This is a genomic window from Streptomyces sp. NPDC037290 (genome assembly GCF_055603245.1).
Genome location: NZ_JBVJVZ010000003.1, coordinates 538067 through 558552, shown reverse-complemented (window position 1 = coordinate 558552; position 20486 = coordinate 538067). Strand labels below are relative to the sequence as shown.

Below are 20486 nucleotides of genomic sequence, written 5' to 3'. Positions count from 1 at the left end.
CTGCCGTGGGCCCAACGCGCCTCAGCTGTCCGCCAGGGTGCGGGCGAGGAGGGCGAGCAGGCGGTCCCAGTGGAGCCGCAGTGCGGCGGGATCGAAGGCGTCGGTGTCGGACATGGTGAAGCCGTGGACGGTGCCGGGGTAGATCTCGGAGGTGTAGTCGACCCCCGCGGCGTCCAGGGCCTCGTTGAGCTCGCCGAGGGCCTCGGGCGTCAGGTCGGTCTCGGCGTGGCCGAGGTGGACCTGTGCGGTGAGCTCGGAGAGGAGGCGGTGCAGGCCCTCGGGCCCGTCGGCGCTCACGGGGCCGTGAAATCCGGCGACGGCGGCCACCTGGCCGGGGTGGGCCGCGGCGGTGCGCATCGCCAGGAGGCCGCCGATGCAGTAGCCGGTCACCGCGACCGGCCCGGCGCCGACCTCCGGCCGGGTGGTGAGGAACCTGAGGTAGGCGTCGGCGTCACGCAGGACACGTTCGGTGGTGTGCGCCTCGATCAGGGGCATCAGCTGGGCGATGACCGCGGGCCGGACCTCTTCGCCGATGTACTCGGGAAGTTCGATCACGGGTGCCGGCCCGTGCCGGTAGAAGAAGTTGGGGACGAGCACGTAGTAGCCGTGCCCGGCCAGTTCTCGGGCCATCTCGCGCAGCACGGGCCGGATGCCGAAGCCGTCCGCGTACATCAGCACCCCCGGGTGCCGCTCGTCACCGTCGGGGAAGGCGGCGAAGGCGTCGGCGCGGCCGTCCGCGGTGGGAATCGTCAGCGTCTTGGTGGGCATGAGTTCTCCTGTCGTGGTTGATGTGTCGAGCGTGTGATCAACACGACGGAGGCGGAGCCCGCGCGACAGCGCCGGAACCTCGATCGAACAGCGGGCCCGCACCGGCCCGTACGGCGCTCAGAGGAGCACCGGGTCACCAATCCGTGTGTGGCGCAAGGCCGTCCCGGTAGTCATCGCCGCAGAGCGTAACCCACCGGGGAAAGCCGATGCCAGCACCCGAGCCACACCGACCTCTAGGCGCCGGCGAGCACCAGCAGGACCGTCGCCGCCAACAGCGCGCAGCTCAGCACGGACCAGGTCACCAGGTGCCGCCGGAGCGCCCGGTACCTCTCCTCGTACGTCCGCTGCAGTTCTGCGGCGCGTTCGGCGGTGCGGCGCCATGACGTACGGGCCAGCGACAGGTACTCCGCCTCGAACTGCCGCTCGGCCTCCTCGCGTTGGGCGTCGGTGAGCCAGCCGAGCCGGCAGGCGACACGGGCCGCCGCCGTACGGCCCTCCTCGCGGGTGGCGGCCAGCAGCAGATGACCCTCGATCTCCCGGAGGAGGGCCGCCTCCTCCCTCGCCGTCATCGTGCACTCAACTCCCGCTCCTGGGCCTGCGTTTCCGGGTGGTACAGGTCGAACGCCGGGGATTCGCTGCGGATCCGCGGCAGGGTGACGAAGTTGTGCCGGGGCGGCGGGCAGGAGGTCGCCCACTCCAGGGACCGGCCGTAGCCCCACGGGTCGTCGCTCTCGACCCGCTCGCCGTACTTGGCCGTCTTCCACACGTTGTAGAAGAACGGGAGCAGGGAGGAGCCGAGCAGGAATGAGAAGATTGTCGAGACCGTGTTGAGCGTGGTGAGCCCCTCCACCGCCAGATAGTCGGGAATCCGGCGCTGCATCCCGTTCGTGCCCAGCCAGTGCTGCAGCAGGAACGTGCCGTGGAAGCCGATGAACAGCGTCCAGAAGGTGATCTTGCCGAGGCGCTCGTCCAGCATCTTGCCCGTCATCTTCGGCCACCAGAAGTGGAAGCCGGCGAACATCGCGAACACCACCGTGCCGAAGAGGACGTAGTGGAAGTGGGCCACGACGAAATACGTGTCGGACGTCGCGAAGTCGATCGGCGGCGAGGCCAGCATGACACCGGTCAACCCGCCGAAGACGAACGTGACCAGGAAGCCCATGACCCAGAGCATCGGGGTCTCGAAGGACAGCGAGCCCTTCCACATCGTGCCGATCCAGTTGAAGAACTTCACCCCGGTCGGTACGGCGATGAGGAACGTCATGAAGGAGAAGAACGGCAGCAGCACACCGCCGGTGACGTACATGTGGTGCGCCCACACCGTCACGGACAGACCGGCGATCGCGATGGTGGCCGCGATCAGACCCATGTAGCCGAACATCGGCTTGCGGGAGAAGACCGGGATGACCTCGGAGATGATGCCGAAGAACGGCAGCGCGATGATGTACACCTCTGGATGGCCGAAGAACCAGAAGAGGTGCTGCCACAGTAGTGCGCCGCCGTTCGCGGCATCGAAGACGTGGGCCCCGAACTTACGGTCCGCCTCCAGGGCGAACAGCGCGGCCGCGAGGACCGGGAAGGCCAGCAGGACCAGGACGGCGGTCAGCAGCACGTTCCACACGAAGATCGGCATGCGGAACATGGTCATGCCCGGGGCACGCATGCAGATGATCGTGGTGATGAAGTTGACCGCGCCGAGGATGGTGCCGAAGCCGGAGAAGGCCAGACCCATGATCCACATGTCGGCGCCGATGCCCGGCGAGCGGACCGCGTCCGACAGCGGGGAGTAGGCGAACCAGCCGAAGTCGGCCGCACCCTGCGGGGTGAGGAAACCGCCGACCGCGATGGTCGAGCCGAACAGGTACAGCCAGTAGGCGAACATGTTCAGCCGCGGGAACGCCACGTCCGGCGCGCCGATCTGCAGCGGCATGATCCAGTTCGTGAAGCCGGCAAACAGCGGCGTCGCGAACATCAGCAGCATGATCGTGCCGTGCATCGTGAACGCCTGGTTGAACTGCTCGTTCGACATGATCTGCAGGCCCGGCCGGGCCAGCTCGGCGCGCATCAGCAGCGCCATCACGCCACCGATCAGGAAGAACGCGAACGACGTGACCAGATAGAGCGTGCCGATCGTCTTGTGATCGGTGGTCGTCAGCCACCGTACGACCCGGATGCCCCTGATATCTCTGATGCTCTTCACGCCCCGCCTGTGTCCGCGCCCGGCCCGCCGGTCACACTCGGACCACGCGACGAGCATCACGGAAGAAGGGTGTGACGATCCGGGTGGTGCCGGACACGAACCGAACATGAGCAACGACGAGATCTTCGCCGCTGCCTATCGCGAGCACTACTGGGCGGTCAGCCGCTATGTCGCGCGACGACTGCCCGGGCGGGCCGACGAGGTGGAGGAAGTGGTGGCGGAGGTGTTCACGGTCGCCTGGCGACGGCGGCGCGACCTGCCGGACGCGCCGCTGCCCTGGTTGTACGGGGTGGCCCGCAACTGCCTGGCGAACGCGGTACGCGGCCTTGGCCGCAGGCGACGGCTGCTGGACCGGCTGGGCAACGACGAGGCCGCGCACGGCCGGCACGTGGTGGACAGCCCGGACGCCGAGGTACCGGGCGCCTGGGTGCACGAGGCCCTGGACCGGCTCTCCCCGGCCGACCAGGAGGTACTGCGCCTCGCGGCCTGGGAGGAACTCGACGCCGGGCAGATCGCGGTGGTGCTGGGCTGCGGAGGCCGCGCGGCGGCGATGCGCCTGCACCGCGCCCGCCGCCGACTGCGCGCCGAGATAGACCGCCTGCGCCCCGCGCCGCCGGTGAGGACGGCACCACCCGCCCCACGCGCGCGCCCCGCCGCGCCGTGTGCCGTGGGGCTGGGGCGTGCAGCGCTCTCCGACGAGCCCGCACGCCCTGGATCCCCGGACAGCGTGTCGCTCCCCGAGCGTCGCTCGGGCGGCCTGGGCGCGTCGGCGGACGCGTCGGCGTCCGGGCACCGCACGCCGTCCGGCACGCCGGCGACCGCCCCACCGACGAGGCAGATACCCGGCGGTGGGCACGGGTGGCCGGTCGATCCGGCCCGTGCCGGCGACGAGGCTCCCGCCGGGCAGGGCGGACCCGGTCGGCGATCGCCGTACCCCGTCGCCCCCGCCGGCGTATCCCTGCGCAAGGACCCTCGCCATGCCTGATGAACTCGGCCTTCTTCGCCGTGCCAACCCGGTCCCGGCCCACGGCCCGCACTTCGGCGACGGCCCGTTGGACCACCACGCCGAGCGGCGGCTGGAGTTGCTGCTGCGCGAGGACGAGCGCCGGCCGTCCAGGGCCCCGCGCGCCCGGCTGCTGTGGGGCCTCGCCGCCACGGCCGTCGTGCTGGTCACCACCCTCACCGCGCTGCTCGGCGGCCCGAGCGGCCAGATCGCCGTCGCCGCGCCCCGCCCGCTGGCTCTCCGGAGCCACTCCACCCCCGTACCGCTGGACCGGATGGCCCAACTGGCCGCCGCGGCCGCCGCGGACGGTTCGCCGGGCCTGCGCAGGGGCACCCATGTGCAGTCCTGGAGCCTCGGCATGAGTGACGACAAGCCGCCCCTGACCCTCCCGCAGGAGACCGTGGTGCGCTGGAACGCGGACGACACCCACACCGAGGTCGTCGTGGCGACCGATCCGCGCCACCCGGGCCGCCCGGTCCTCACCGACGACGGCGACGAGCCGCACCTGGTGGAGGACGGCCATGTGCTGAGCCGGACCACCTACCCGCCCAGCTGGAGCGACGCTCCGCCCGAGGCTCGCCCCCCGCACGATCCGCAGGCCCTGCGGGACTACCTCACCGAGACGGTCCACACCGGTACCGGCACTGGTACCGGGCCCCTGGCCACGTCCGAACTCCTGGACGGCGTCGCGGAGTTGCTGGACCACTGGACGCTCGGCTCCCGCGAGTCGGCCGCGCTGGTCCGGGTCCTCGCGGATGCCAAGGGCCTGCGCCCCGCCGGACAGCTGACGGACCGGCTGGGGCGCCCCGGGCAGGCGTACGTGTACGACGCCCGGGGCGTTCGGCGCATGCTGATCCTCGATCCCCGCACCGGTGCGGTCCTCGGCCTGGAGACCACCTTCAGCGCGGACGACTCCCGGTACGGGGTGAAGGCCGGGGACGTCATGGAGTACAGCGCCTGGATGCGCTGACCCGGTGCGCCGGCCTCACGCGCCGAGCTGCCGGGTGGCCGCCTCGACGGTCTGCTCCAGCAGCGTGGCGATCGTCATGGGGCCGACACCGCCCGGCACCGGCGTGATCAGCGAGGCCCGCTCCACGGCGGAGTCGAAGTCGACGTCGCCGACGTTCCCCGGGTTGTAACCGGCGTCGATCACGACGGCGCCGGGCTTGATGTCCTGCCCGCGGATCAGCCGCGGCCGGCCCACCGCGGCGACCACGACGTCCGCCTCGCGGACGGCCGCCGACAGGCCCCGGGTGCGCGAGTGACAGTACGTCACCGTCGCGTCCCGGGCCAGCAGGAGCATGCCCACCGGCTTGCCCAGGATCGCGCTGCGGCCCACGACCACGGCCCGCTTCCCGGCGGGGTCGACGTCGTACTCGTCCAGCAGCCGCAGGATGCCGCCGGGCGTGCAGGACACGAAGCCCGGCAGGCCGAAGCTCATCGTGGCGAACGAGGCGAAGGTGACGCCGTCGACGTCCTTCTCCGGCGCGATGGCCTCGAACGCGGCCCGCTCGTCGATGTGCTCGCCGGCCGGGTGCTGCAGCAGGATGCCGTGCACGGTCGGATCGGCCGACAACTCCCGCAGTGCGCCGACGAGTTCGCCGGTGCCGGTGGTGGCGGGCAGTGCCACGTGCCGGGATTCGATGCCGGCCTTGCGGCACCTGTTCTGCTTCATGCGCACGTAGGTCACGGACGCCGGGTCCTCGCCGACGAGCACGGTCGCGAGGCAGGGCGCGGTGCCGGTGCGTGCGGTGAGGTCGGCGGCCTTCTTCGCGGTGTCCTCGACGACGCGGCGGGCGAGGGCGGTGCCGTCCATGAGACGGGCCTGGGGCATGCTGCACACTCCTGAGCTGGATCGACTCTCTCGCCCAGGCGCGCGGCATCCACCACGGACCGCTCCCCGGTGGTACTCCACCTCAGCGCCAGTCACGGCCCGGGTACAGGGTAACCGGGCACCTGCCGGAACCCGGTCCGCTCGGGCCGAGAAGGTCCAGGTCAGCCGGGTGGTGACCTGGACCCTGTGGATCTCCTTCCGGCGCCTGTCATGCCGGTGTGTTCATGCCGGTGTGCGTGCCTACTCGTCCCAGGCCTGGATGATCAGCTGGTCGGCTATCTTGCCGCCACGCAAGGTGACCATCGACTCGGCGAGGACCCGGGTGCCGTCCCCGTACTGGCAGGACTCGGTGAACGCGGCGTGGTCGCCCTGTACGACGCACTGGTCCAGCTTGTGCGTCATGTCGCGGCTGTAGATGTCGTCCAGCAACTCGGCGATCTGGCCCCGGCCGCGCAGGACGGTGGGGTGGCTGGGCTGGTGGTTGTGGTCGACGATGCGGATCTGCGCGTCGTCGGCGTAGAGCGACAGAAGGGTGTTGCCGGTGTTCCCTTCTATGCCCCGGCGCAGTGCCTCGGTGTCGAAGGCGGAACCTGTCGCGGTGCCCATGGTGACCTCCTTCGGGCGCCCGCGGCCCGGCGGGGCGCGGACCACGCGGACCCCCACCCTTCGAGACTGCTCCGGCCCGACGGCCACGGCAAGCGCAGCCCTACGACCCCAGGGCGCACCCCGGCCACGCTCCCTGAGGACCGCCGCTCGGTTCTGCCGGATGCAGGGGGCTGGGGGCCGGTGCTCGGTTCTGCCCGTCATGGTCCCGCTCGGGCACGCCCCGTCACCGGTCCTGCGCGGCGCCGTTCTGCCCCGACCGGAGCAGGGCCCAGTCGCGGCACAGTGCGAACGCCGAGGCCGTGCCGTCCGGGAGACAGTCCGGGAGCAGGCGGGTGAGCAGATCCCCGGGGCCCAGCTCCAGCCAGGTGCGGACCCCGTCGCGGTGCAGCAGGCCGACGGCCTCCGCGAAGCGCAGCGGCGCGCGTCCCACCCAGAACTCCGGTTCGGCGGTCTCGGCGCCCACGGGACGGGCGGTGACGTCGGAGACGAGGGGGAGGCGCGGCGCACGCGGGTGGAGCGTGGCGAGGGTGCGGCCGTAGGCGTCGAGGACGCCGTCCTGGCGAGGGGGACGTGGCCGGCCGCCCAGCAGGCGGGCCAGGGTGCCGACCGCGTGGCAGGCGTCCGCGAGGGAGAAGACGCCCGCGGCGTACGCGGCGGCCATCCGCCCCGACGCCTGCCCGAACACCACGTCCGGCCGTACTCCCCAGCTGTGCAGCAGCCGGTATTGCGCCACCTGGAGGGCGAAGACCGCAGGACCGGCGAACGACTCCCGCTCCAGCAGCGCGGCCGTACGGGTTCCGTTGTCGGCGAACATCACGCATTCCAGCGGGAGTTCGAGATACGGATCGAGTCGTGCGCAGACGTCGTCCAGCGCGTCGGCGAACACCGGGAACGCCTCCCGGATTTCCCATCCCGTTCCGGGGCGCGGTTCGCCGCCGGCCGAGAACAGGAATGCGGTACGTCCATTGCGGCCGTCGATGGGCATGCCCCCATTGAGGCACGCCCCGGCCCACGCACACACCAGGCAGACTCCCGCACCCTGCAAAAAGATTGCCATCATGGAATGACGTTATTCGGTCAAATTCTTAAGCGATTCAAAAGGTCTTCGGAAGTGTTTCGGTGAAGGCCTTCCAGATCAAGCACGACCGCTGCGACCGGCCGCGGACCGCCGGGTGCCACCACCGGCCGGAAAGATCCACGATCATCGTCGTGGTCCGCCCCGCTGCCGATCGGTCGCGCGTAGGGTCGGCAGGGAAGGCAACCGAGGAAGGGGTCGGACCATGGCGCAGGAAGTGCGCGGCGTGATCGCACCGGGGAAGGACGAGCCCGTACGGGTCGAGACGATCGTGGTGCCGGATCCCGGACCAGGCGAGGCCGTGGTGCGCGTCCAGGCCTGCGGTGTCTGCCATACCGACCTGCACTACAAGCAGGGTGGCATCTCGGACGACTTCCCCTTCCTGCTCGGCCATGAGGCCGCCGGCGTCGTGGAGACGGTCGGCGAGGGCGTGACCGACCTGGCACCCGGCGACTTCGTCATCCTCAACTGGCGTGCGGTGTGCGGGAACTGCCGCGCCTGTCTGCGCGGCCGGCCCTGGTACTGCTTCAACACGCACAACGCCCGGCAGAAGATGACCCTCGCCGCCACCGGGCAGGAACTGTCCCCGGCGCTCGGTATCGGCGCGTTCGCCGAGAAGACGCTCGTCGCCGCCGGGCAGTGCACCAAGGTCGACCCCGCCGTCTCCCCGGCGGTCGCCGGCCTGCTCGGCTGCGGCGTCATGGCCGGCATCGGCGCGGCGATCAACACGGGCGGTGTCGGCCGGGGCGACTCCGTCGCGGTCATCGGGTGCGGCGGCGTCGGGGACGCCGCCATCGCCGGGTCGCACCTCGCCGGCGCGGCGAAGATCATCGCCGTGGACATCGACGACCGCAAACTGGACAAGGCCCGCACACTGGGCGCCACCCACACCGTCAACTCCAAGGAGACCGACCCGGTCGCGGCGATCCGCGAGCTGACCGGCGGCTTCGGCGCCGACGTCGTCATCGAGGCCGTCGGCCGCCCGGAGACCTACCAGCAGGCCTTCTACGCCCGCGACCTGGCCGGCACGGTCGTCCTCGTCGGCGTCCCCACCCCCGAGATGAAGCTCGAACTGCCCCTGCTGGACGTCTTCGGACGCGGCGGCGCCCTGAAGTCCAGCTGGTACGGCGACTGCCTGCCCTCACGCGACTTCCCCCTGCTGATCGACCTGCACCTGCAGGGCCGGCTGCCGCTCGACGCGTTCGTCACCGAGACCATCCAACTGGACGAGGTGGAGAAGGCGTTCGAGCGGATGCACCACGGTGACGTGCTGCGCTCGGTGGTGGTGCTCTGATGACCGTACGCATCGAACGCCTCGTCACCTCCGGGCAGTTCACGCTCGACGGCGGCACCTGGGACGTCGAGAACAACGTGTGGATCGTCGGCGACGAACGGGAGGTGATCGTCATCGACGCCGCCCATGACGCCGAGGCCATCGCCCGCGCCGTCGACGACCGGCGCCTGATCGCCATCGTGTGCACACACGCCCACAACGACCACGTCAACGCCGCTCCCGCGCTCGCCGACCTCACCGGCGCCACCATCTGGCTGCACCCCGACGACCTCCCGCTGTGGAAGCAGACCCACCCCGACCGCGACCCCGGCCGGCATCTCCTGGACGGCCAGGTCATCGAGGCGGCAGGCGCCGACCTGACCGTGCTGCACACCCCGGGCCACGCCCCCGGCGCCGTCTGCCTGTACGACCCCGGGCTCGGCACGGTCTTCACCGGGGACACGCTCTTCAAGGGCGGCCCGGGTGCCACCGGACGCTCCTACTCCCACTTCCCGACGATCATCGACTCCATCCGCGCACGGCTGCTCACCCTCCCGCCACAGACCAAGGTGCTCACCGGCCACGGTGACTCCACCACCATCGGCGCCGAGGCCCCTCACCTGGAGGAGTGGATCCGGCGCGGACACTGAGAACGCCCCCGGCAACCCGACAGTAGATGTCAGGTTTTCCCGAGACAGTGGACGGCGACAGCAGCCGCAGCACACGGGAGGCCGGACATGCCAGGACCGCTCAAGGACAAGGTGGCGCTGGTCGCGGGGGCGACCCGGGGCGCCGGCCGCGGCATCGCCGTCGAGCTGGGCGCGGCCGGCGCCACCGTCTACGTCACCGGCCGCAGCACCCGCGAGCGGCGTTCGGAGTACGACCGCCCCGAGACCGTCGAGGACACCGCCGACCTCGTCACCGCGGCCGGCGGGCAGGGCATCGCCGTACCGGCCGACCACCTGGACCGGGCAGCCGTACGCGCCCTGGTGGACCGCGTCGACGGCGAACAGGGCCGCCTGGACGTCCTCGTCAACGACATCTGGGGCGGCGAGAAACTCTTCGAGTGGAACACCCCCGTCTGGGAGCACGACCTCGACAACGGACTCAGACTGCTCCGGCTCGCCGTCGAGACCCACGCCGTCACCAGCCACTTCGCGCTGCCGCTGCTGCTGCGCCGGCCCGGCGGCCTGGTCGTGGAGGTCGCCGACGGCACCGCCGGGTACAACCGCGACACCTACCGCGTGAACTTCTTCTACGACCTCGCCAAGACCTCCGTGCTGCGCATGGCCTTCGCCCTCGGCCACGAACTCGGACCGCGCGGCGCCACCGCCGTCGCCCTGACCCCGGGCTGGCTGCGCTCGGAGCTGATGCTCGACGCGTACGGCGTCCGCGAGGACAACTGGCGGGACGCCCTGGCCCGCGAACCGCACTTCGCCATCTCCGAGACCCCGCGCTTCATCGGCCGTGCCGTCGCCGCGCTGGCCGCCGACCCCGACGTGGCCCGCTTCAACGGACAGTCGCTGTCCAGCGGCGGACTCGCCCCGGTCTACGGCTTCACCGACCTCGACGGCAGCCGCCCCGACGCCTGGCGGTACCTGGTCGAGGTGCAGGACGCGGGCAAGCCGGCGGACGTCACCGGATACCGGTGAAAGCACGCCTGCGGGGCCGTACCGTCGGGCCATGACCGATCTCATGCGCTTCGCAGGCCACGCAGTACTCGTCACGGGCGCGGCCCGCGGCATCGGCGCCGCCGTCGCGAGACGACTCGCCGAGGAGGGCGGCCGGGTCCTGGTCACCGACCGGGACCTGCCCGAGGCCGAGCGGACGGCAGCCGCGCTGCGCCAAGACGGCCTGACCGCAGAAGCGCTGGCGTGCGACACCGCCGACCGCGCCTCGGTGGAGGCGGCCGTCGCCCACGCCGTCGCCGGGTTCGGCTCGCTCGACGTGCTGGTCAACTGCGCCGCCCACTGCAGCCCGGACGTCCCGCTCTTCGAGGACGACCCCGACGACGCGTGGGCGCTCGACCTGGACGTCACCCTCACCGGCGTCTACCGCTGCTGCCGCGCCGCCCTGCCCCACCTCGCCGCCTCCGGACGCGGCGCGATCGTCGGCATCGGCTCCGTCAACGGCCTGCAGGACTTCGGCAACCACGCCTACAGCGCGGCCAAGGCCGGCCTCGGCTCGCTGACCCGCACGCTCGCCGGGCACGCGGCGGCCCGGGGAGTCCGGGTGAACCTCGTGGTGCCGGGCACGGTCCGCACCTCGGCGTGGGAGGGACGCGACGACGAACTCGACGCGGTGGCCGCGCTGTACCCCCTGGGCCGGGTCGGCGAGCCCGCGGACGTAGCCGCCGCGGTGGCCTTCCTCGCCTCCCACGACGCGTCCTGGATCACCGGTACCACCCTGGTCGTCGACGGTGGCCTCACGGCGGTGAACACCGGTTTCCACGCGGCGCTGCGCCGGCGACACTGACACGGCCGCGCCCGCAAGGGGCACGTGAACCGCGCGCGCGACCACGACCCGCCCGCACCCGTCAACGACCAGATCCCCCGCCGCGCTGCTCCTGCCGCGCCCACCCGCCCATCCGCTCCCGCAGCCGCCCCAGCAACTCCCGCGCCGCCGGCAGCATGGGCCCCTCCGAGCGCCACGCCAGAGCCACCCGGCCGCGGGCGCGGGGGTCGGCCAGGGGCAGGGTGACGAGGCTGGCCCGGGGGCCGAGGCCGGGCAGGACGGCGACCCCGAGACCCCGTGCCGCCAGCCGGCACAACGCGTCCGGGGTCGCCGCCTCGAACGCGATGTGCGGCCCGAAGCCCGCCTCGGCGCACAGCCGCTCAAGAACACCGCGGATCCCGGTTCCGTGCGGCAGGCCGATCAGCCGGTGCCCGCGCAGGGCCGCCGGCGGCACGGCATCGGCGCCGTCGTACTCGATGAACAGGGGGTGCCCGGGTACGGCGGCGGCGACCAGGGGTTCGTCGATCACCACGTACAGGCCGACGCCCGCCGGCGGCGCCTCCCCGGCGACTCCGGTCACGGCCAGGTCCAGCTCGCCCCGGCGCAGCGCGGCCAGCATCCGGTCCGAGGTGTCCTCGGTGAGGGCGACCTCCACCTGAGGGTGCGCGTCGTGGAAGTCCGCCAGTTGCCCCGCCACGTCGAAGGCGTGCGCGAGGGTGCCGGGGACGAGACCGACGGCGACCCGGCCGCGCAGCAGGCCCGTGTACTCCTCCACCGTCTGCCGCATCCCGTCGACGGCCGCGAGCGCCGCCCGTGCGTACGGCAGGACGGCCTCACCCACCTCCGTCGGCCGCACCGAGCGACCCGACCGGTCCAGCAGGGGCTGCCCCAACTCCCGTTCCAACTGCCGCACTTGCGCGCTCAGCCCGGGCTGGGCCAGGTGCAACCGCTCGGCGGCCCGGGTAAATCCGGCCTCCTCCACCACTGTCACGAAGTACCGCAGCTGCCTCAACTCCATAACCGATCATGCTAGGTGCGAGACACACCATGTCTTGGACTTCCGGCCGCGCCGTCCACACCCTGGAGACATGGGGAAAGCAGCACACACCGCGGCGGACGCCGCCACCACGACCGCCGCCATCGCCGCCGAACGACGGGAACTGGCCGATCTTCTCGACGCGTTGACGCCCGACCAGTGGGACGCGCCCAGCCTGTGCGCGGGCTGGCGGGTGCGCGAGGTCGTCGCCCACATGTCGATGGGGTTCCGGCACCGGACCGCGCAGGTGCTGGTGGAACTGGTCAAGGCGCGCGGCAGCCTGCACCGCATGACCGACCGGCTCGCCCGCCGCGACGCGGCCGCCCACCCCGACGCCGAACTCGCCGCCTCCCTGCGCACCCACGCCCACCACCCCTGGACACCACCGGTCGGCGGCCTCGCCGCGGCCCTCGGCCATGACGTCGTCCACGGCCTGGACGTCACCGTCGCCCTCGGACTGGACCGCGAGGTGCCCGCGGACCGGCTGCGGATCCTCCTCGACGCGATCGACCCGCGCGCCTTCCGTGTCTTCGGCACCGACCTCACCGGCGTACGGCTGTGCGCGGACGACCTCGACTGGTCCTTCGGCTCGGGCGCGCCCCTGTACGGCCGTGGCCAGGACCTTCTGCTGGTCGCCTACGGCCGCAGACTCCCCGCCGGACGGCTGCGCGGCAGTGAGGTTCACCGTTTCGTCACAGCCTGACCGGAACCACAACCCTCTCGCCCCCCGTGCAGGTCTAGTAGTCCGGTATCGCGGGAACCGCGCAGGGAGGCACCCGGGGCAGATCCTGGGCGACAAGGGGAGAACAGGATGCACATGGGGGACATTCGCAGACGAGGTGTCGTCGCACTCGGCGTCACGGGACTGGTGGCGCCGCTCACGCTCGCGCTCACCGCGGCACCGGCCCAGGCCGCGAGCTGCACCACGCAGGCCGGCCCGTATCAGAAGCAGGTGGAGAAGTTCCTCGGGCGGCCGGTCGACGGCAAGCAGTCCGCGGGCGACTGCCAGGCCATCCAGGCCTTCCAGAACAAGCACGGCATCACGCCGGCCATCGGCTACGCCGGCCCCGTCACCTGGGGTGTGATGGACCTGATGAACAAGCAGAAGGCGGTGGGGAACAACCCCAACAAGGACGGCGCCTGCCCGGTGAACAAGGGCCGCATCGCCTGCGTGAACCTCACGCTCCAGCTCAGCTGGATCCAGGACGGCAACAAGCTCGTCTACGGACCGGTCCCCGTGCGCACCGGCCGCAAGGGCTACGCCACCCGCACCGGCCTGAAGAAGATCTACTGGCGGGACATCGACCACGTCTCGACCGTTTACAACGTGCCGATGCCGTACAGCCAGTTCTTCGACGGCGGCCAGGCCTTCCACTCGGTGGGCCTGAGCATGTGGAACCCGCCCGGTTCACACGGCTGCGTCAACATGACCACCACGGACGCCAAGAAGTACTGGTCGCTGCTGAAGACGGGCGACGACGTCTTCGTGTACGGCCGCAAGCCGGGCACCTGAGCCGCCGCCGCCCGGACCGTCATCCCTCCGGCGCGTTGCCGACCTCCGGGATGGCGAGCCGGACCCCGCCCCGCCGCGCGGACCCGTGCGCGCAGCGCGGCGTCTCGGGCTCTCCCGGGGCAGCCACACCCGGCTGACCAAGCCGCTCATCGAGTCCGGGTTGCTGGTGGAGGCCCCCCGGGGCGCCGGCGCAGCCGCTCGGCGTGGTGATCGGCACCTGCTCCTTCTCCGGTTTCAAGATCACTGGAGATCGAGGGACGCCCCGCGCCGGCGGGCATCGGCATCGGGGTGGGCGGTCTGGTGCGCGCGTGCCGTGATCGCGAGTCGCCGTTCCTCGGCCGGCGGGATGTGCCGCTCGCCACCCTGGTCCAGGGGCGCACCGGGCTGCCGGTATGCCGTTCACGGAGGACGGCCGCGGCTTCGGCCGGCACCGGATCATCGACCCGCACGGCCCGCACATCCCACCGGAGACCGCGGCAGTGCTGTGTCGCCGCGCCGTCACCGGCCGTGACACCGCCTACGAGGCCCGGGTCGTCGCCGAGGCCGCCCGCGCCCTCGGCGTCCTGGTCGCACAGATCGCAAGCTTCGTGCTGCCGCAGAAGATCCTGCTCGCCAAAGAGGGCGTCGGACCGGGCGCGCTGGGTGAGGGCCCGGTGTGAACTCCCGCCCTGCACTTGACACATTGACGTGATGAGCAACACGGTCCGGAATGTCCGTATCGGGTGTGCTTGCTCACAGCGTCTTCACCTCGATCGGCATATGCTTCACAGCATGTCCACCACTGTTGAAGCCGCCCCCGAGCGATCGGCCGCGGAGGTCAACGAGGAGATCAGGGCCCTGTGGCGCCGGTCGGGCGGGACACTGACCACCGAGCAGCGCGCCGAGTACCAGCGCCTCGTGATGGAGTGGGCCGCCGCGACCCCGTCGCCCCGAGCGGCCTGACCCACCTCGCGTCGACACCGCCGTACCTCAAGGGCACCCGTGACCGCACGGGTGCCCTTCGCATGTCGCCCTTTGTCAGCCCCAGGTCGCCGAGTAGTACCGCTGATAGGCCTTGCGGTCCTGCTCCGCCCGGATGTAGCGGGTCGCGACCAGTGCGATCAGACTGCCCGCGATGACCAGCAGCCCGGGACCGACGTTCCGGGTGTCCGTCAGCCGCGCCAGCAGCGTCTGCCCCGAGGTGCCCGTCACCGGCGCCGAGGAGCCGGGGGAGGCCGCGCTCGGTGCGACCGCGCCCTGTGCGGCCGGGGCGGACGGCGCGGGGGAAGGGGCACCCTGCCGGGCGGCACCGCCGGCGTTCTGCGCGGACACGATGAGCTTGACGTTCAGCGCCGCCATCGCCTTCGTCAGCGGCTGGAAGAACGTCGTCCCGCCCGCCGTGCAGTCACCGCTGCCGCCGGAGGTGACACCGAGCGCGATCCCGTCGGAGAACAACGGCCCGCCGCTGTCGCCGGGTTCGGCGCAGACATTGGTCTGGATGAGTCCGGTGACCGTGCCCTCGGGATAGTTGACGGTCGCGTTCAGCGCGGTGACCGTCCCGTCGTGCAGGCCGCTGGTGCTGCCGCTGCGGAACACCCGCTGCCCCACCGCCGCATCGGCCACCCCCGTGATCCGTACCCCGTTGCCGCCACCGATCGCGACCACGTCGGCGCCGTCACCGGCCTTGCCGGAGGCGTACTGGACGAGAGAGAAGTCATTGCCCGGGAAGGTGCTGCTGACCGTCCGGCCCAGCTGCTGGTTGCCCTGGTTGTCGGCGAACCAGGTGGATCCCGCGGGACCGCAGTGACCGGCCGTGAGAATGAAGTCGCTCTGCCCGTTGGTCACATTGAACCCCGCCGAGCAGCGTCCGCCGGTCGAAAGGATCGGCTGGGCGCCGTTCAACCGCGTGGTGAACGTCCCCTTCATGCGCTCCATCCGCACAAAGCCGCCGATCTTCGCGGCGACATGGCTCATCCGGGACCAGTCGCCCGTGGACACCGTGCTGTCCGCGCGTACCACCACCCGGTTGGTGCGGTAGTCCACCGCCCACGCGGTGCCCGCCACACGCGGCGCCGCACGCAGAGCGGCCGTGGCCGACCTCAACTCGTTCATGCTGTGCGACACGATCTTCGGCTCGGCCCCCGCGCGCCGTACCTCCCGCGCCGCCCCCGCGTCGGTCACCGCCACGACCGGCCGGCCGTCGGTGCCGATCCAGTCGCCCGCCGTCCGTGCCGTGCCGAGCCGCGCCACCAGCGCGCCGCCGGTGTCCTCGCCGCCGGCCGCGGCGAACGGTCTCGCGGCAGCCGGAGGCGTCTCACTCGCCATGGCCGCCTGGGCGACCATCGCGCCCCCCAGGAGGAGTCCGCCGACCGCCGCCAGGCGTGTCACCCGCCTGACGATCCGTCGTCGTGCGTGCCGCATGCAGGGCTCCCGAAGCCGAACCGAACGCGCCCCGCCGGTCACCGGCGGCGCGAGACCCTCGGGTCGTCGAGGGCCCGCACCTCCATACGCGGCCAACGGCCGCGGCGTTCAGCTTCGGCGGTGATCCCCGCCGACCGGGCTCAGTTCTTGCGGGCCACCCCGCCGAACATCGCGACCTCCTCCGGCTCGGCCCCGTGGCCGTGCTCGGGGCGCCAGCGCGAGCAGGACACGACCCCCGGCTCCAGCAGTTCCAGTCCGTCGAAGAATCGTGCCACGTCCTCGGGGGTGCGCTGGGTCAGCCTCGGCGTGCCGTGCTCGTTCCAGAACTTCACCGCCTCGTCCACGTCCGGCATCGACGGGTGGGTGACGGTGTGCGACAGCACCAGGTGACTGCCCGAGGGCAGCCGGTCCGTCAACTGCCGTACCAGGCTGTACGGGTCCTCGTCGTCACCGATGAAGATGACCACCCCGAGCAGCATCAGGGCCACCGGCTCACTGAAGTCCAGGCTCTTCGCCGCGTGTTCGAGGATCGCGTCGACGTTGCGCAGATCCTCGTCCAGGTAGTCCGTGCGGCCCTCGGGCGTGCTCGTCAGCAGGGCGCGCGCGTGCGCGAGGACCAGCGGGTCGTTGTCGACGTACACGATCCGTGCCTCGGGCGCGATGCGCTGGGCTACCTCGTGCGTGTTGTCGGCCGTGGGCAGCCCGGTGCCGATGTCCAGGAACTGCCGGATGCCGACCTCACCGGCCAGGTGGCGTACGGCCCGGCCGAGGAACAGCCGGTCGGCGCGCGCGTACTCCCCGATGCCCGGGTGCAGTTGGCGTATCTGGTCGCCGGCCGCGCGGTCGACCTCGTAGTTGTCCTTGCCGCCGAGCCAGTAGTTCCAGATCCGGGCGGTGTGCGGCTGGCTGGTGTTGATACGGGCACGCAGCGACACGGCCACGTCGTCGGTGGCTGCCGGGTTGTCGGTCACGTGGGTCAGCTCCTGGTTGCGGATGGGGTGCCGGACGAGGGATACACCGTGCAAGACGCAATCTAGACGCCCGAGTTGACCTCCGCCGCGCCTCTCCGGTTTTCCGGCCGCACCCGCTGCCGCCACAGCCCTTATCGTGAGCCCCATGACCAGCATCCCGCACGACACCCCCGGCGGACCCGACCCGCTGCGCGCCCTCGGTCTGGAGCAGCTGCGCCGTCGTACGAGCATGAAGTGGCGCACCTACCCCGAGGACGTGCTGCCGCTGTGGGTGGCCGAGATGGACGTACCGCTCGCCGCGCCCGTGGTCCGCGCCGTGACCGACGCCCTCGCCCTCGGCGACACCGGCTACCCCGCCGGCACCGCCTACGCCGAGGCGCTCGCCGCGTTCGCCGCCGAACGCTGGAAATGGGACGGGCTCGCCGTCGAGCGCACCGCGATCGTGCCGGACGTGATGCTCGGCGTGGTCGAGATGATCAAACTGGTCACCGGTCCGGGCGATCCGGTGATCGTCAACCCGCCGGTGTACCCGCCGTTCTTCCAGTTCATCACCCACATGGACCGCCGGGTGGTCGAAGCCCCGCTCGGCGCCGGCCTGCGCCTCGACCCGGCCGCGCTGGAGGAGGCGTTCCGGCAGGCGACCGAGGGCTTTGGCCGCGCGGCCTTCCTGCTGTGCAGCCCGCACAACCCCACCGGCACCGTCCACACCGCGGCTGAACTGGCCGCCGTGGCCGTCCTCGCCGAGCGGTACGGCGTCCGGGTCGTCGCGGACGAGATCCACGCCCCGCTCGTCGCCCCCGGCGTCACCTTCGTGCCGTACCTGAGCGTGCCCGGCGCCGACCGCGGCCTGTCCCTGATGTCGGCCTCCAAGGGCTGGAACCTGGCCGGTCTCAAGGCCGCCCTCGCCCTCGCCGGACCGGGTGCCGCCGCCGACCTCGACCGGCTCCCCGAAGAGGTCGGCCACGGGCCCAGCCACGTCGGCGTCATCGCCCACACCGCCGCCCTGCGCGAGGGCACCGGCTGGCTGGACGCCCTGCTGGCCGGGCTGCGGGCCAACCGGACCCTGCTCGCCGGCCTGCTCGCCGAGCACCTGCCCGCGATCCGCCCACAGCCCGCCGAGGCCACCTATCTGGCCTGGCTCGACTGCCGCGCCCTCGGCCTCGGCGACGACCCCGCGCAGGTCTTCCTGGACCGCGGCCGGGTCGCCCTCAGCTCGGGCCTGCCCTTCGGCACCGGCGGCGCGGGGCACGTACGGCTGAACCTGGCGACCTCGCCCGAGATCCTCACCGAGGGCGTACGGCGCATGGCGGCGGCCCTCACCTGACCGGGCCGGTGCCGCCGGCGGACGGCCTCCTACACTGCCGGACATGGACGACACGCGGCTGGACCGGCTCGGCTCTGGGAAGTACCTGCTGGTGACCAGCTACCGCAAGAACGGCACCCCGGTCGCCACCCCGGTGTGGGTGGTCCGCGACGGCGGCGGCCTCGGTGTCTGGACCGCCGCCGACAGCTTCAAGGTCAAGCGGATCCGGCGCCGCCCCGACATCCTCGCCGGCCCCTGCGACCTGCGCGGCAACCCCACCGGCGAGCAACTGCCGGCCACCGCGGAGATCGCCGACGCCGCCACCACCGCCCGCTACCGGGACCTGATCGCCCGCAAGTACGGCGTCGTCGGCCGCCTCACCCTGCTGGGCAGCCGGCTGCGGCGCGGCGTGGACGGAACGGTCGGGATCCGGGTGACCCTCGCCGACTGACCGGGCACGGACCGCGGGACAGGCGATCGCACACGCGCTGCGACCGGGCAACGGCGGCCGGAGTCAGCCCAGTTGCGTGGCGGGGCGCCGGGTGGCCTCAGGTCCAGGCGCCCCGGTACGACTCGTCCAGCAGCTGGAAGACCGGCTCGCCGCGCACCGGGTCCTGGGCGGTGGACAGCCTGACCCGGTCGCCGCTGTGGATGCCGACCGGCGGACCCATGACCCGGCCCCGCACGACGAACCCCTCGGCCATCTCCACCAGCGAGACATTGCGTGCCGCGGGAGTGTTGCGGTGCACCACGGTGGAGTGCCGGACCGTACCGACGCCCTCGCTGCACTCGGTGCGCAGCTCGCTGCCCTGGCACACCGGACACAGCAGCCGGTGGTACATCGCGGTGCCGCACCACGTGCACCGCTGGAAGAGGATGGCGTCCCTGGAGTCCGCGGAGACGGGATCGAGAACTCCCGCCGCGGAGCCGGCCGCCGGATGCGAGGCGTTTGCTGAGTGGTGGTACACGCTGGTCAACTCCCTGCGCTCGGCCGGAATCCCGTGTGTCCGGCGCGCACCGTGCACACGAGTGCGCGGCAGCCGTGCCACCGTGCACGCCGACAGAGTATGGCACTGAGTGTCACTCGTAAAGGCACTCCGTACCCCTATTTCGTGGACCCGTGCCCCGTCAGGCGCGACCGAGTGCCGCCTCCAGCTCCTGCACCACCCGCCACAGCGGGGCGTCCCGGCGGGAGACCAGCACCACGACGTCGTCGGGACGGCCCTCCGGCTCACCGGCCGCCGGCGCAGCGGTCCGGGCGGGGGCCGTGGCGATCCGGGCAGGCGCCGCGGCCGGCTCGGCCCCGTGCCCGAACGCCCTCTGTACGTAGCCCAGCGCGTGGTCCACCGCCGCGCCCGCGTCCCCCAGCCCGTCCGAACGCAGCCAGGAGCGCAGGGCGTTGTTGTGCGCGGCGACGACCGCGGCGGCGACGACGTCGGCCCGCAGCGTCCCGTCGGGCCGGCCCGCGAACCGCCCGCGCAGATACTCGGCGAGCGCGCGCTCGTAGCGCCACACCACGGACAGTTCGTAGGCCCGCAGGCCCGGCACCTGCTTGGTGAGGCGGTAGCGCTGCACGGAGAACGTCGGGTTCTCCGCGTACATCCCCAGCACCAGACGGGCCGCGTCGCACACCCTGCGCACCGGTTCGTGCTCCTCGCCGCTCGCGGCGAGTAAGGCGGTCATGTCGGCCAGGCAGCGCTCGTGGTCGGGGAAGACCACGTCCTCCTTGGAGGGGAAGTAGCGGAAGAACGAACGCCGGCCGACCCCGGCCAGGGCCACGATGTCGTCCACGGTGGTCTGCTCGTACCCGCGTTCCAGGAAGAGCTGGAAGGCCGCCGCGACGAGGGCCTCCCGCATCGGCGGCTTCGCGGCCGGCGCCGCGCTGCTGGAGCTCATGGAGGGGAACGTAGCACCCGGACGGGCAGGGTGACACTCAGTGCAGCGTGAGTGGGCTAGTGGGGGAACTGAGTGCTTTGTGAGTACGCTCCGAACACCGGAGCGATCGAACTACGGGGAGCCCCATGCGACTGCGGCACATCGCCGGTTCCCT

The 20486-nt window shown here is 72.0% G+C and carries 21 protein-coding genes, 2 pseudogenes and 1 riboswitch; of the genes and pseudogenes, 12 read left to right on the top strand and 11 right to left on the bottom strand.

What is annotated here, in order from left to right:
• Positions 1–21: 21 nt before the first annotated feature.
• From ACZ7HQ_RS13245 to ctaD, 3 genes are all read right to left on the bottom strand, one after another.
• Positions 22–768, bottom strand: coding sequence for a dienelactone hydrolase family protein (locus tag ACZ7HQ_RS13245; protein WP_470988077.1), 747 nt, complete (start codon positions 766–768; stop codon positions 22–24).
• Positions 769–1001: 233 nt separating this feature from the next.
• Positions 1002–1337, bottom strand: a complete 336-nt coding sequence (locus ACZ7HQ_RS13240; RefSeq protein ID WP_470988075.1) for a hypothetical protein — start codon at positions 1335–1337, stop codon at positions 1002–1004.
• Complete coding sequence (gene ctaD / locus ACZ7HQ_RS13235; protein WP_470988073.1) at positions 1334–2968, bottom strand: aa3-type cytochrome oxidase subunit I; 1635 nt, start codon at positions 2966–2968, stop codon at positions 1334–1336. Before ctaD ends, ACZ7HQ_RS13240 begins: the two co-directional genes overlap by 4 nt.
• Positions 2969–3074: 106 nt before the next feature.
• On the opposite strand from ctaD, the pseudogene ACZ7HQ_RS13230 reads away from it, so the two are divergent.
• Positions 3075–3578, top strand: a pseudogene (locus ACZ7HQ_RS13230) (sigma-70 family RNA polymerase sigma factor); the annotation flags it as partial.
• A 367-nt stretch (positions 3579–3945) separates the two neighbouring features.
• A complete protein-coding gene (locus tag ACZ7HQ_RS13225) occupies positions 3946–4941 on the top strand; it encodes a CU044_5270 family protein (protein WP_470988071.1) in 996 nt (331 codons plus the stop codon).
• 15 nt (positions 4942–4956) lie between these two features.
• Here ACZ7HQ_RS13225 and ACZ7HQ_RS13220 read toward each other — a convergent pair whose 3' ends face one another.
• The 3 genes from ACZ7HQ_RS13220 to ACZ7HQ_RS13210 form a co-directional block, all read right to left on the bottom strand.
• A complete protein-coding gene (locus ACZ7HQ_RS13220) occupies positions 4957–5805 on the bottom strand; it encodes a bifunctional 5,10-methylenetetrahydrofolate dehydrogenase/5,10-methenyltetrahydrofolate cyclohydrolase (protein WP_470988068.1) in 849 nt (282 codons plus the stop codon).
• Positions 5806–5830: 25 nt separating this feature from the next.
• Positions 5831–5911: riboswitch (ZMP/ZTP riboswitch) on the bottom strand.
• Positions 5912–6045: 134 nt separating this feature from the next.
• The gene (locus ACZ7HQ_RS13215) at positions 6046–6411 is read right to left on the bottom strand and encodes a nuclear transport factor 2 family protein (protein WP_470988065.1); all 366 of its coding nucleotides are present in this window, start codon (positions 6409–6411) and stop codon (positions 6046–6048) included.
• Between the two features lie 223 nt (positions 6412–6634).
• Positions 6635–7396 (bottom strand): acyltransferase domain-containing protein, encoded by a 762-nt coding sequence (locus tag ACZ7HQ_RS13210; RefSeq protein WP_470988063.1) that lies wholly within the window; start codon positions 7394–7396, stop codon positions 6635–6637.
• A gap of 295 nt (positions 7397–7691) precedes the next feature.
• On the opposite strand from ACZ7HQ_RS13210, the gene ACZ7HQ_RS13205 reads away from it, so the two are divergent.
• The 4 genes from ACZ7HQ_RS13205 (at position 7692) to ACZ7HQ_RS13190 (ending at position 11234) form a co-directional block, all read left to right on the top strand.
• Positions 7692–8780 carry an S-(hydroxymethyl)mycothiol dehydrogenase gene (locus tag ACZ7HQ_RS13205; RefSeq protein ID WP_470988061.1) on the top strand — a complete coding sequence of 363 codons (1089 nt, stop codon included), beginning with the start codon at positions 7692–7694 and terminating at the stop codon, positions 8778–8780.
• Positions 8780–9409, top strand: coding sequence for an MBL fold metallo-hydrolase (locus ACZ7HQ_RS13200; protein ID WP_470988058.1), 630 nt, complete (start codon positions 8780–8782; stop codon positions 9407–9409). Before ACZ7HQ_RS13205 ends, ACZ7HQ_RS13200 begins: the two co-directional genes overlap by 1 nt.
• An 87-nt stretch (positions 9410–9496) precedes the next feature.
• Positions 9497–10411, top strand: coding sequence for an SDR family oxidoreductase (locus ACZ7HQ_RS13195; RefSeq protein ID WP_470988055.1), 915 nt, complete (start codon positions 9497–9499; stop codon positions 10409–10411).
• Between the two features lie 31 nt (positions 10412–10442).
• Positions 10443–11234: an SDR family NAD(P)-dependent oxidoreductase gene (locus ACZ7HQ_RS13190; protein ID WP_470988053.1), complete on the top strand. Its 792-nt coding sequence runs from the start codon at positions 10443–10445 to the stop codon at positions 11232–11234.
• Positions 11235–11295: 61 nt separating this feature from the next.
• Here the strand turns inward: ACZ7HQ_RS13190 and ACZ7HQ_RS13185 are convergent, their stop codons facing one another.
• Positions 11296–12231, bottom strand: coding sequence for a LysR family transcriptional regulator (locus tag ACZ7HQ_RS13185; protein ID WP_470988050.1), 936 nt, complete (start codon positions 12229–12231; stop codon positions 11296–11298).
• Between the two features lie 70 nt (positions 12232–12301).
• Here ACZ7HQ_RS13185 and ACZ7HQ_RS13180 point away from each other — a divergent pair, with 70 nt between their 5' ends.
• From ACZ7HQ_RS13180 to ACZ7HQ_RS13165, 4 genes and pseudogenes are all read left to right on the top strand, one after another.
• Positions 12302–12952 carry a maleylpyruvate isomerase family mycothiol-dependent enzyme gene (locus ACZ7HQ_RS13180; RefSeq protein WP_470988048.1) on the top strand — a complete coding sequence of 217 codons (651 nt, stop codon included), beginning with the start codon at positions 12302–12304 and terminating at the stop codon, positions 12950–12952.
• Between the two features lie 114 nt (positions 12953–13066).
• Complete coding sequence (locus ACZ7HQ_RS13175) at positions 13067–13762, top strand: L,D-transpeptidase family protein (protein ID WP_470988045.1); 696 nt, start codon at positions 13067–13069, stop codon at positions 13760–13762.
• Positions 13763–13847: 85 nt separating this feature from the next.
• Positions 13848–14391, top strand: a pseudogene (locus ACZ7HQ_RS13170) (MarR family transcriptional regulator); the annotation flags it as partial.
• A 130-nt stretch (positions 14392–14521) separates the two neighbouring features.
• On the top strand, positions 14522–14704 hold the full coding sequence (locus tag ACZ7HQ_RS13165) for a hypothetical protein (protein ID WP_470988042.1): 183 nt from the start codon (positions 14522–14524) through the stop codon (positions 14702–14704).
• A 75-nt stretch (positions 14705–14779) separates the two neighbouring features.
• Here ACZ7HQ_RS13165 and ACZ7HQ_RS13160 read toward each other — a convergent pair whose 3' ends face one another.
• Both ACZ7HQ_RS13160 and ACZ7HQ_RS13155 read right to left on the bottom strand, forming a co-directional pair.
• A complete protein-coding gene (locus ACZ7HQ_RS13160; RefSeq protein ID WP_470988039.1) occupies positions 14780–16162 on the bottom strand; it encodes a S1 family peptidase in 1383 nt (460 codons plus the stop codon).
• A 140-nt stretch (positions 16163–16302) separates the two neighbouring features.
• Entirely contained in the window at positions 16303–17133 is an 831-nt protein-coding gene (locus ACZ7HQ_RS13155) for an SAM-dependent methyltransferase (protein WP_470988952.1), read from the bottom strand.
• 145 nt (positions 17134–17278) lie between these two features.
• Between ACZ7HQ_RS13155 and ACZ7HQ_RS13150 the strand changes: the two genes are divergently transcribed.
• Both ACZ7HQ_RS13150 and ACZ7HQ_RS13145 read left to right on the top strand, forming a co-directional pair.
• The gene (locus ACZ7HQ_RS13150; RefSeq protein ID WP_470988037.1) at positions 17279–18457 is read left to right on the top strand and encodes a MalY/PatB family protein; all 1179 of its coding nucleotides are present in this window, start codon (positions 17279–17281) and stop codon (positions 18455–18457) included.
• A gap of 43 nt (positions 18458–18500) precedes the next feature.
• Positions 18501–18887 carry a PPOX class F420-dependent oxidoreductase gene (locus ACZ7HQ_RS13145; RefSeq protein ID WP_470988034.1) on the top strand — a complete coding sequence of 129 codons (387 nt, stop codon included), beginning with the start codon at positions 18501–18503 and terminating at the stop codon, positions 18885–18887.
• Positions 18888–18984: 97 nt separating this feature from the next.
• Here the strand turns inward: ACZ7HQ_RS13145 and ACZ7HQ_RS13140 are convergent, their stop codons facing one another.
• Positions 18985–19404 carry a Zn-ribbon domain-containing OB-fold protein gene (locus tag ACZ7HQ_RS13140; RefSeq protein ID WP_470988032.1) on the bottom strand — a complete coding sequence of 140 codons (420 nt, stop codon included), beginning with the start codon at positions 19402–19404 and terminating at the stop codon, positions 18985–18987.
• 160 nt (positions 19405–19564) lie between these two features.
• The gene (locus tag ACZ7HQ_RS13135) at positions 19565–20332 is read right to left on the bottom strand and encodes a TetR family transcriptional regulator (protein WP_470988029.1); all 768 of its coding nucleotides are present in this window, start codon (positions 20330–20332) and stop codon (positions 19565–19567) included.
• Between the last annotated feature and the right edge of the window lie 154 nt (positions 20333–20486).

Bases quoted from the DNA above. Each gene is read 5' to 3' on its own strand.
- ACZ7HQ_RS13220 (WP_470988068.1), bottom strand. From the start codon at position 5,805: ATGCCCCAGGCCCGTCTCATGGACGGCACCGCCCTCGCCCGCCGCGTC.
- ACZ7HQ_RS13135 (WP_470988029.1), bottom strand. From the start codon at position 20,332: ATGAGCTCCAGCAGCGCGGCGCCGGCCGCGAAGCCGCCGATGCGGGAG.
- ACZ7HQ_RS13210 (WP_470988063.1), bottom strand. From the start codon at position 7,396: ATGCCCATCGACGGCCGCAATGGACGTACCGCATTCCTGTTCTCGGCC.
- ACZ7HQ_RS13245 (WP_470988077.1), bottom strand. From the start codon at position 768: ATGCCCACCAAGACGCTGACGATTCCCACCGCGGACGGCCGCGCCGAC.
- ACZ7HQ_RS13180 (WP_470988048.1), top strand. From the start codon at position 12,302: ATGGGGAAAGCAGCACACACCGCGGCGGACGCCGCCACCACGACCGCC.
- ACZ7HQ_RS13205 (WP_470988061.1), top strand. From the start codon at position 7,692: ATGGCGCAGGAAGTGCGCGGCGTGATCGCACCGGGGAAGGACGAGCCC.
- ACZ7HQ_RS13175 (WP_470988045.1), top strand. From the start codon at position 13,067: ATGGGGGACATTCGCAGACGAGGTGTCGTCGCACTCGGCGTCACGGGA.
- ACZ7HQ_RS13200 (WP_470988058.1), top strand. From the start codon at position 8,780: ATGACCGTACGCATCGAACGCCTCGTCACCTCCGGGCAGTTCACGCTC.
- ACZ7HQ_RS13165 (WP_470988042.1), top strand. From the start codon at position 14,522: ATGCTTCACAGCATGTCCACCACTGTTGAAGCCGCCCCCGAGCGATCG.
- ACZ7HQ_RS13240 (WP_470988075.1), bottom strand. From the start codon at position 1,337: ATGACGGCGAGGGAGGAGGCGGCCCTCCTCCGGGAGATCGAGGGTCAT.
- ACZ7HQ_RS13190 (WP_470988053.1), top strand. From the start codon at position 10,443: ATGACCGATCTCATGCGCTTCGCAGGCCACGCAGTACTCGTCACGGGC.
- ACZ7HQ_RS13185 (WP_470988050.1), bottom strand. From the start codon at position 12,231: ATGGAGTTGAGGCAGCTGCGGTACTTCGTGACAGTGGTGGAGGAGGCC.
- ACZ7HQ_RS13215 (WP_470988065.1), bottom strand. From the start codon at position 6,411: ATGGGCACCGCGACAGGTTCCGCCTTCGACACCGAGGCACTGCGCCGG.
- ACZ7HQ_RS13150 (WP_470988037.1), top strand. From the start codon at position 17,279: ATGACCAGCATCCCGCACGACACCCCCGGCGGACCCGACCCGCTGCGC.
- ACZ7HQ_RS13195 (WP_470988055.1), top strand. From the start codon at position 9,497: ATGCCAGGACCGCTCAAGGACAAGGTGGCGCTGGTCGCGGGGGCGACC.
- ACZ7HQ_RS13145 (WP_470988034.1), top strand. From the start codon at position 18,501: ATGGACGACACGCGGCTGGACCGGCTCGGCTCTGGGAAGTACCTGCTG.
- ACZ7HQ_RS13225 (WP_470988071.1), top strand. From the start codon at position 3,946: ATGCCTGATGAACTCGGCCTTCTTCGCCGTGCCAACCCGGTCCCGGCC.
- ACZ7HQ_RS13160 (WP_470988039.1), bottom strand. From the start codon at position 16,162: ATGCGGCACGCACGACGACGGATCGTCAGGCGGGTGACACGCCTGGCG.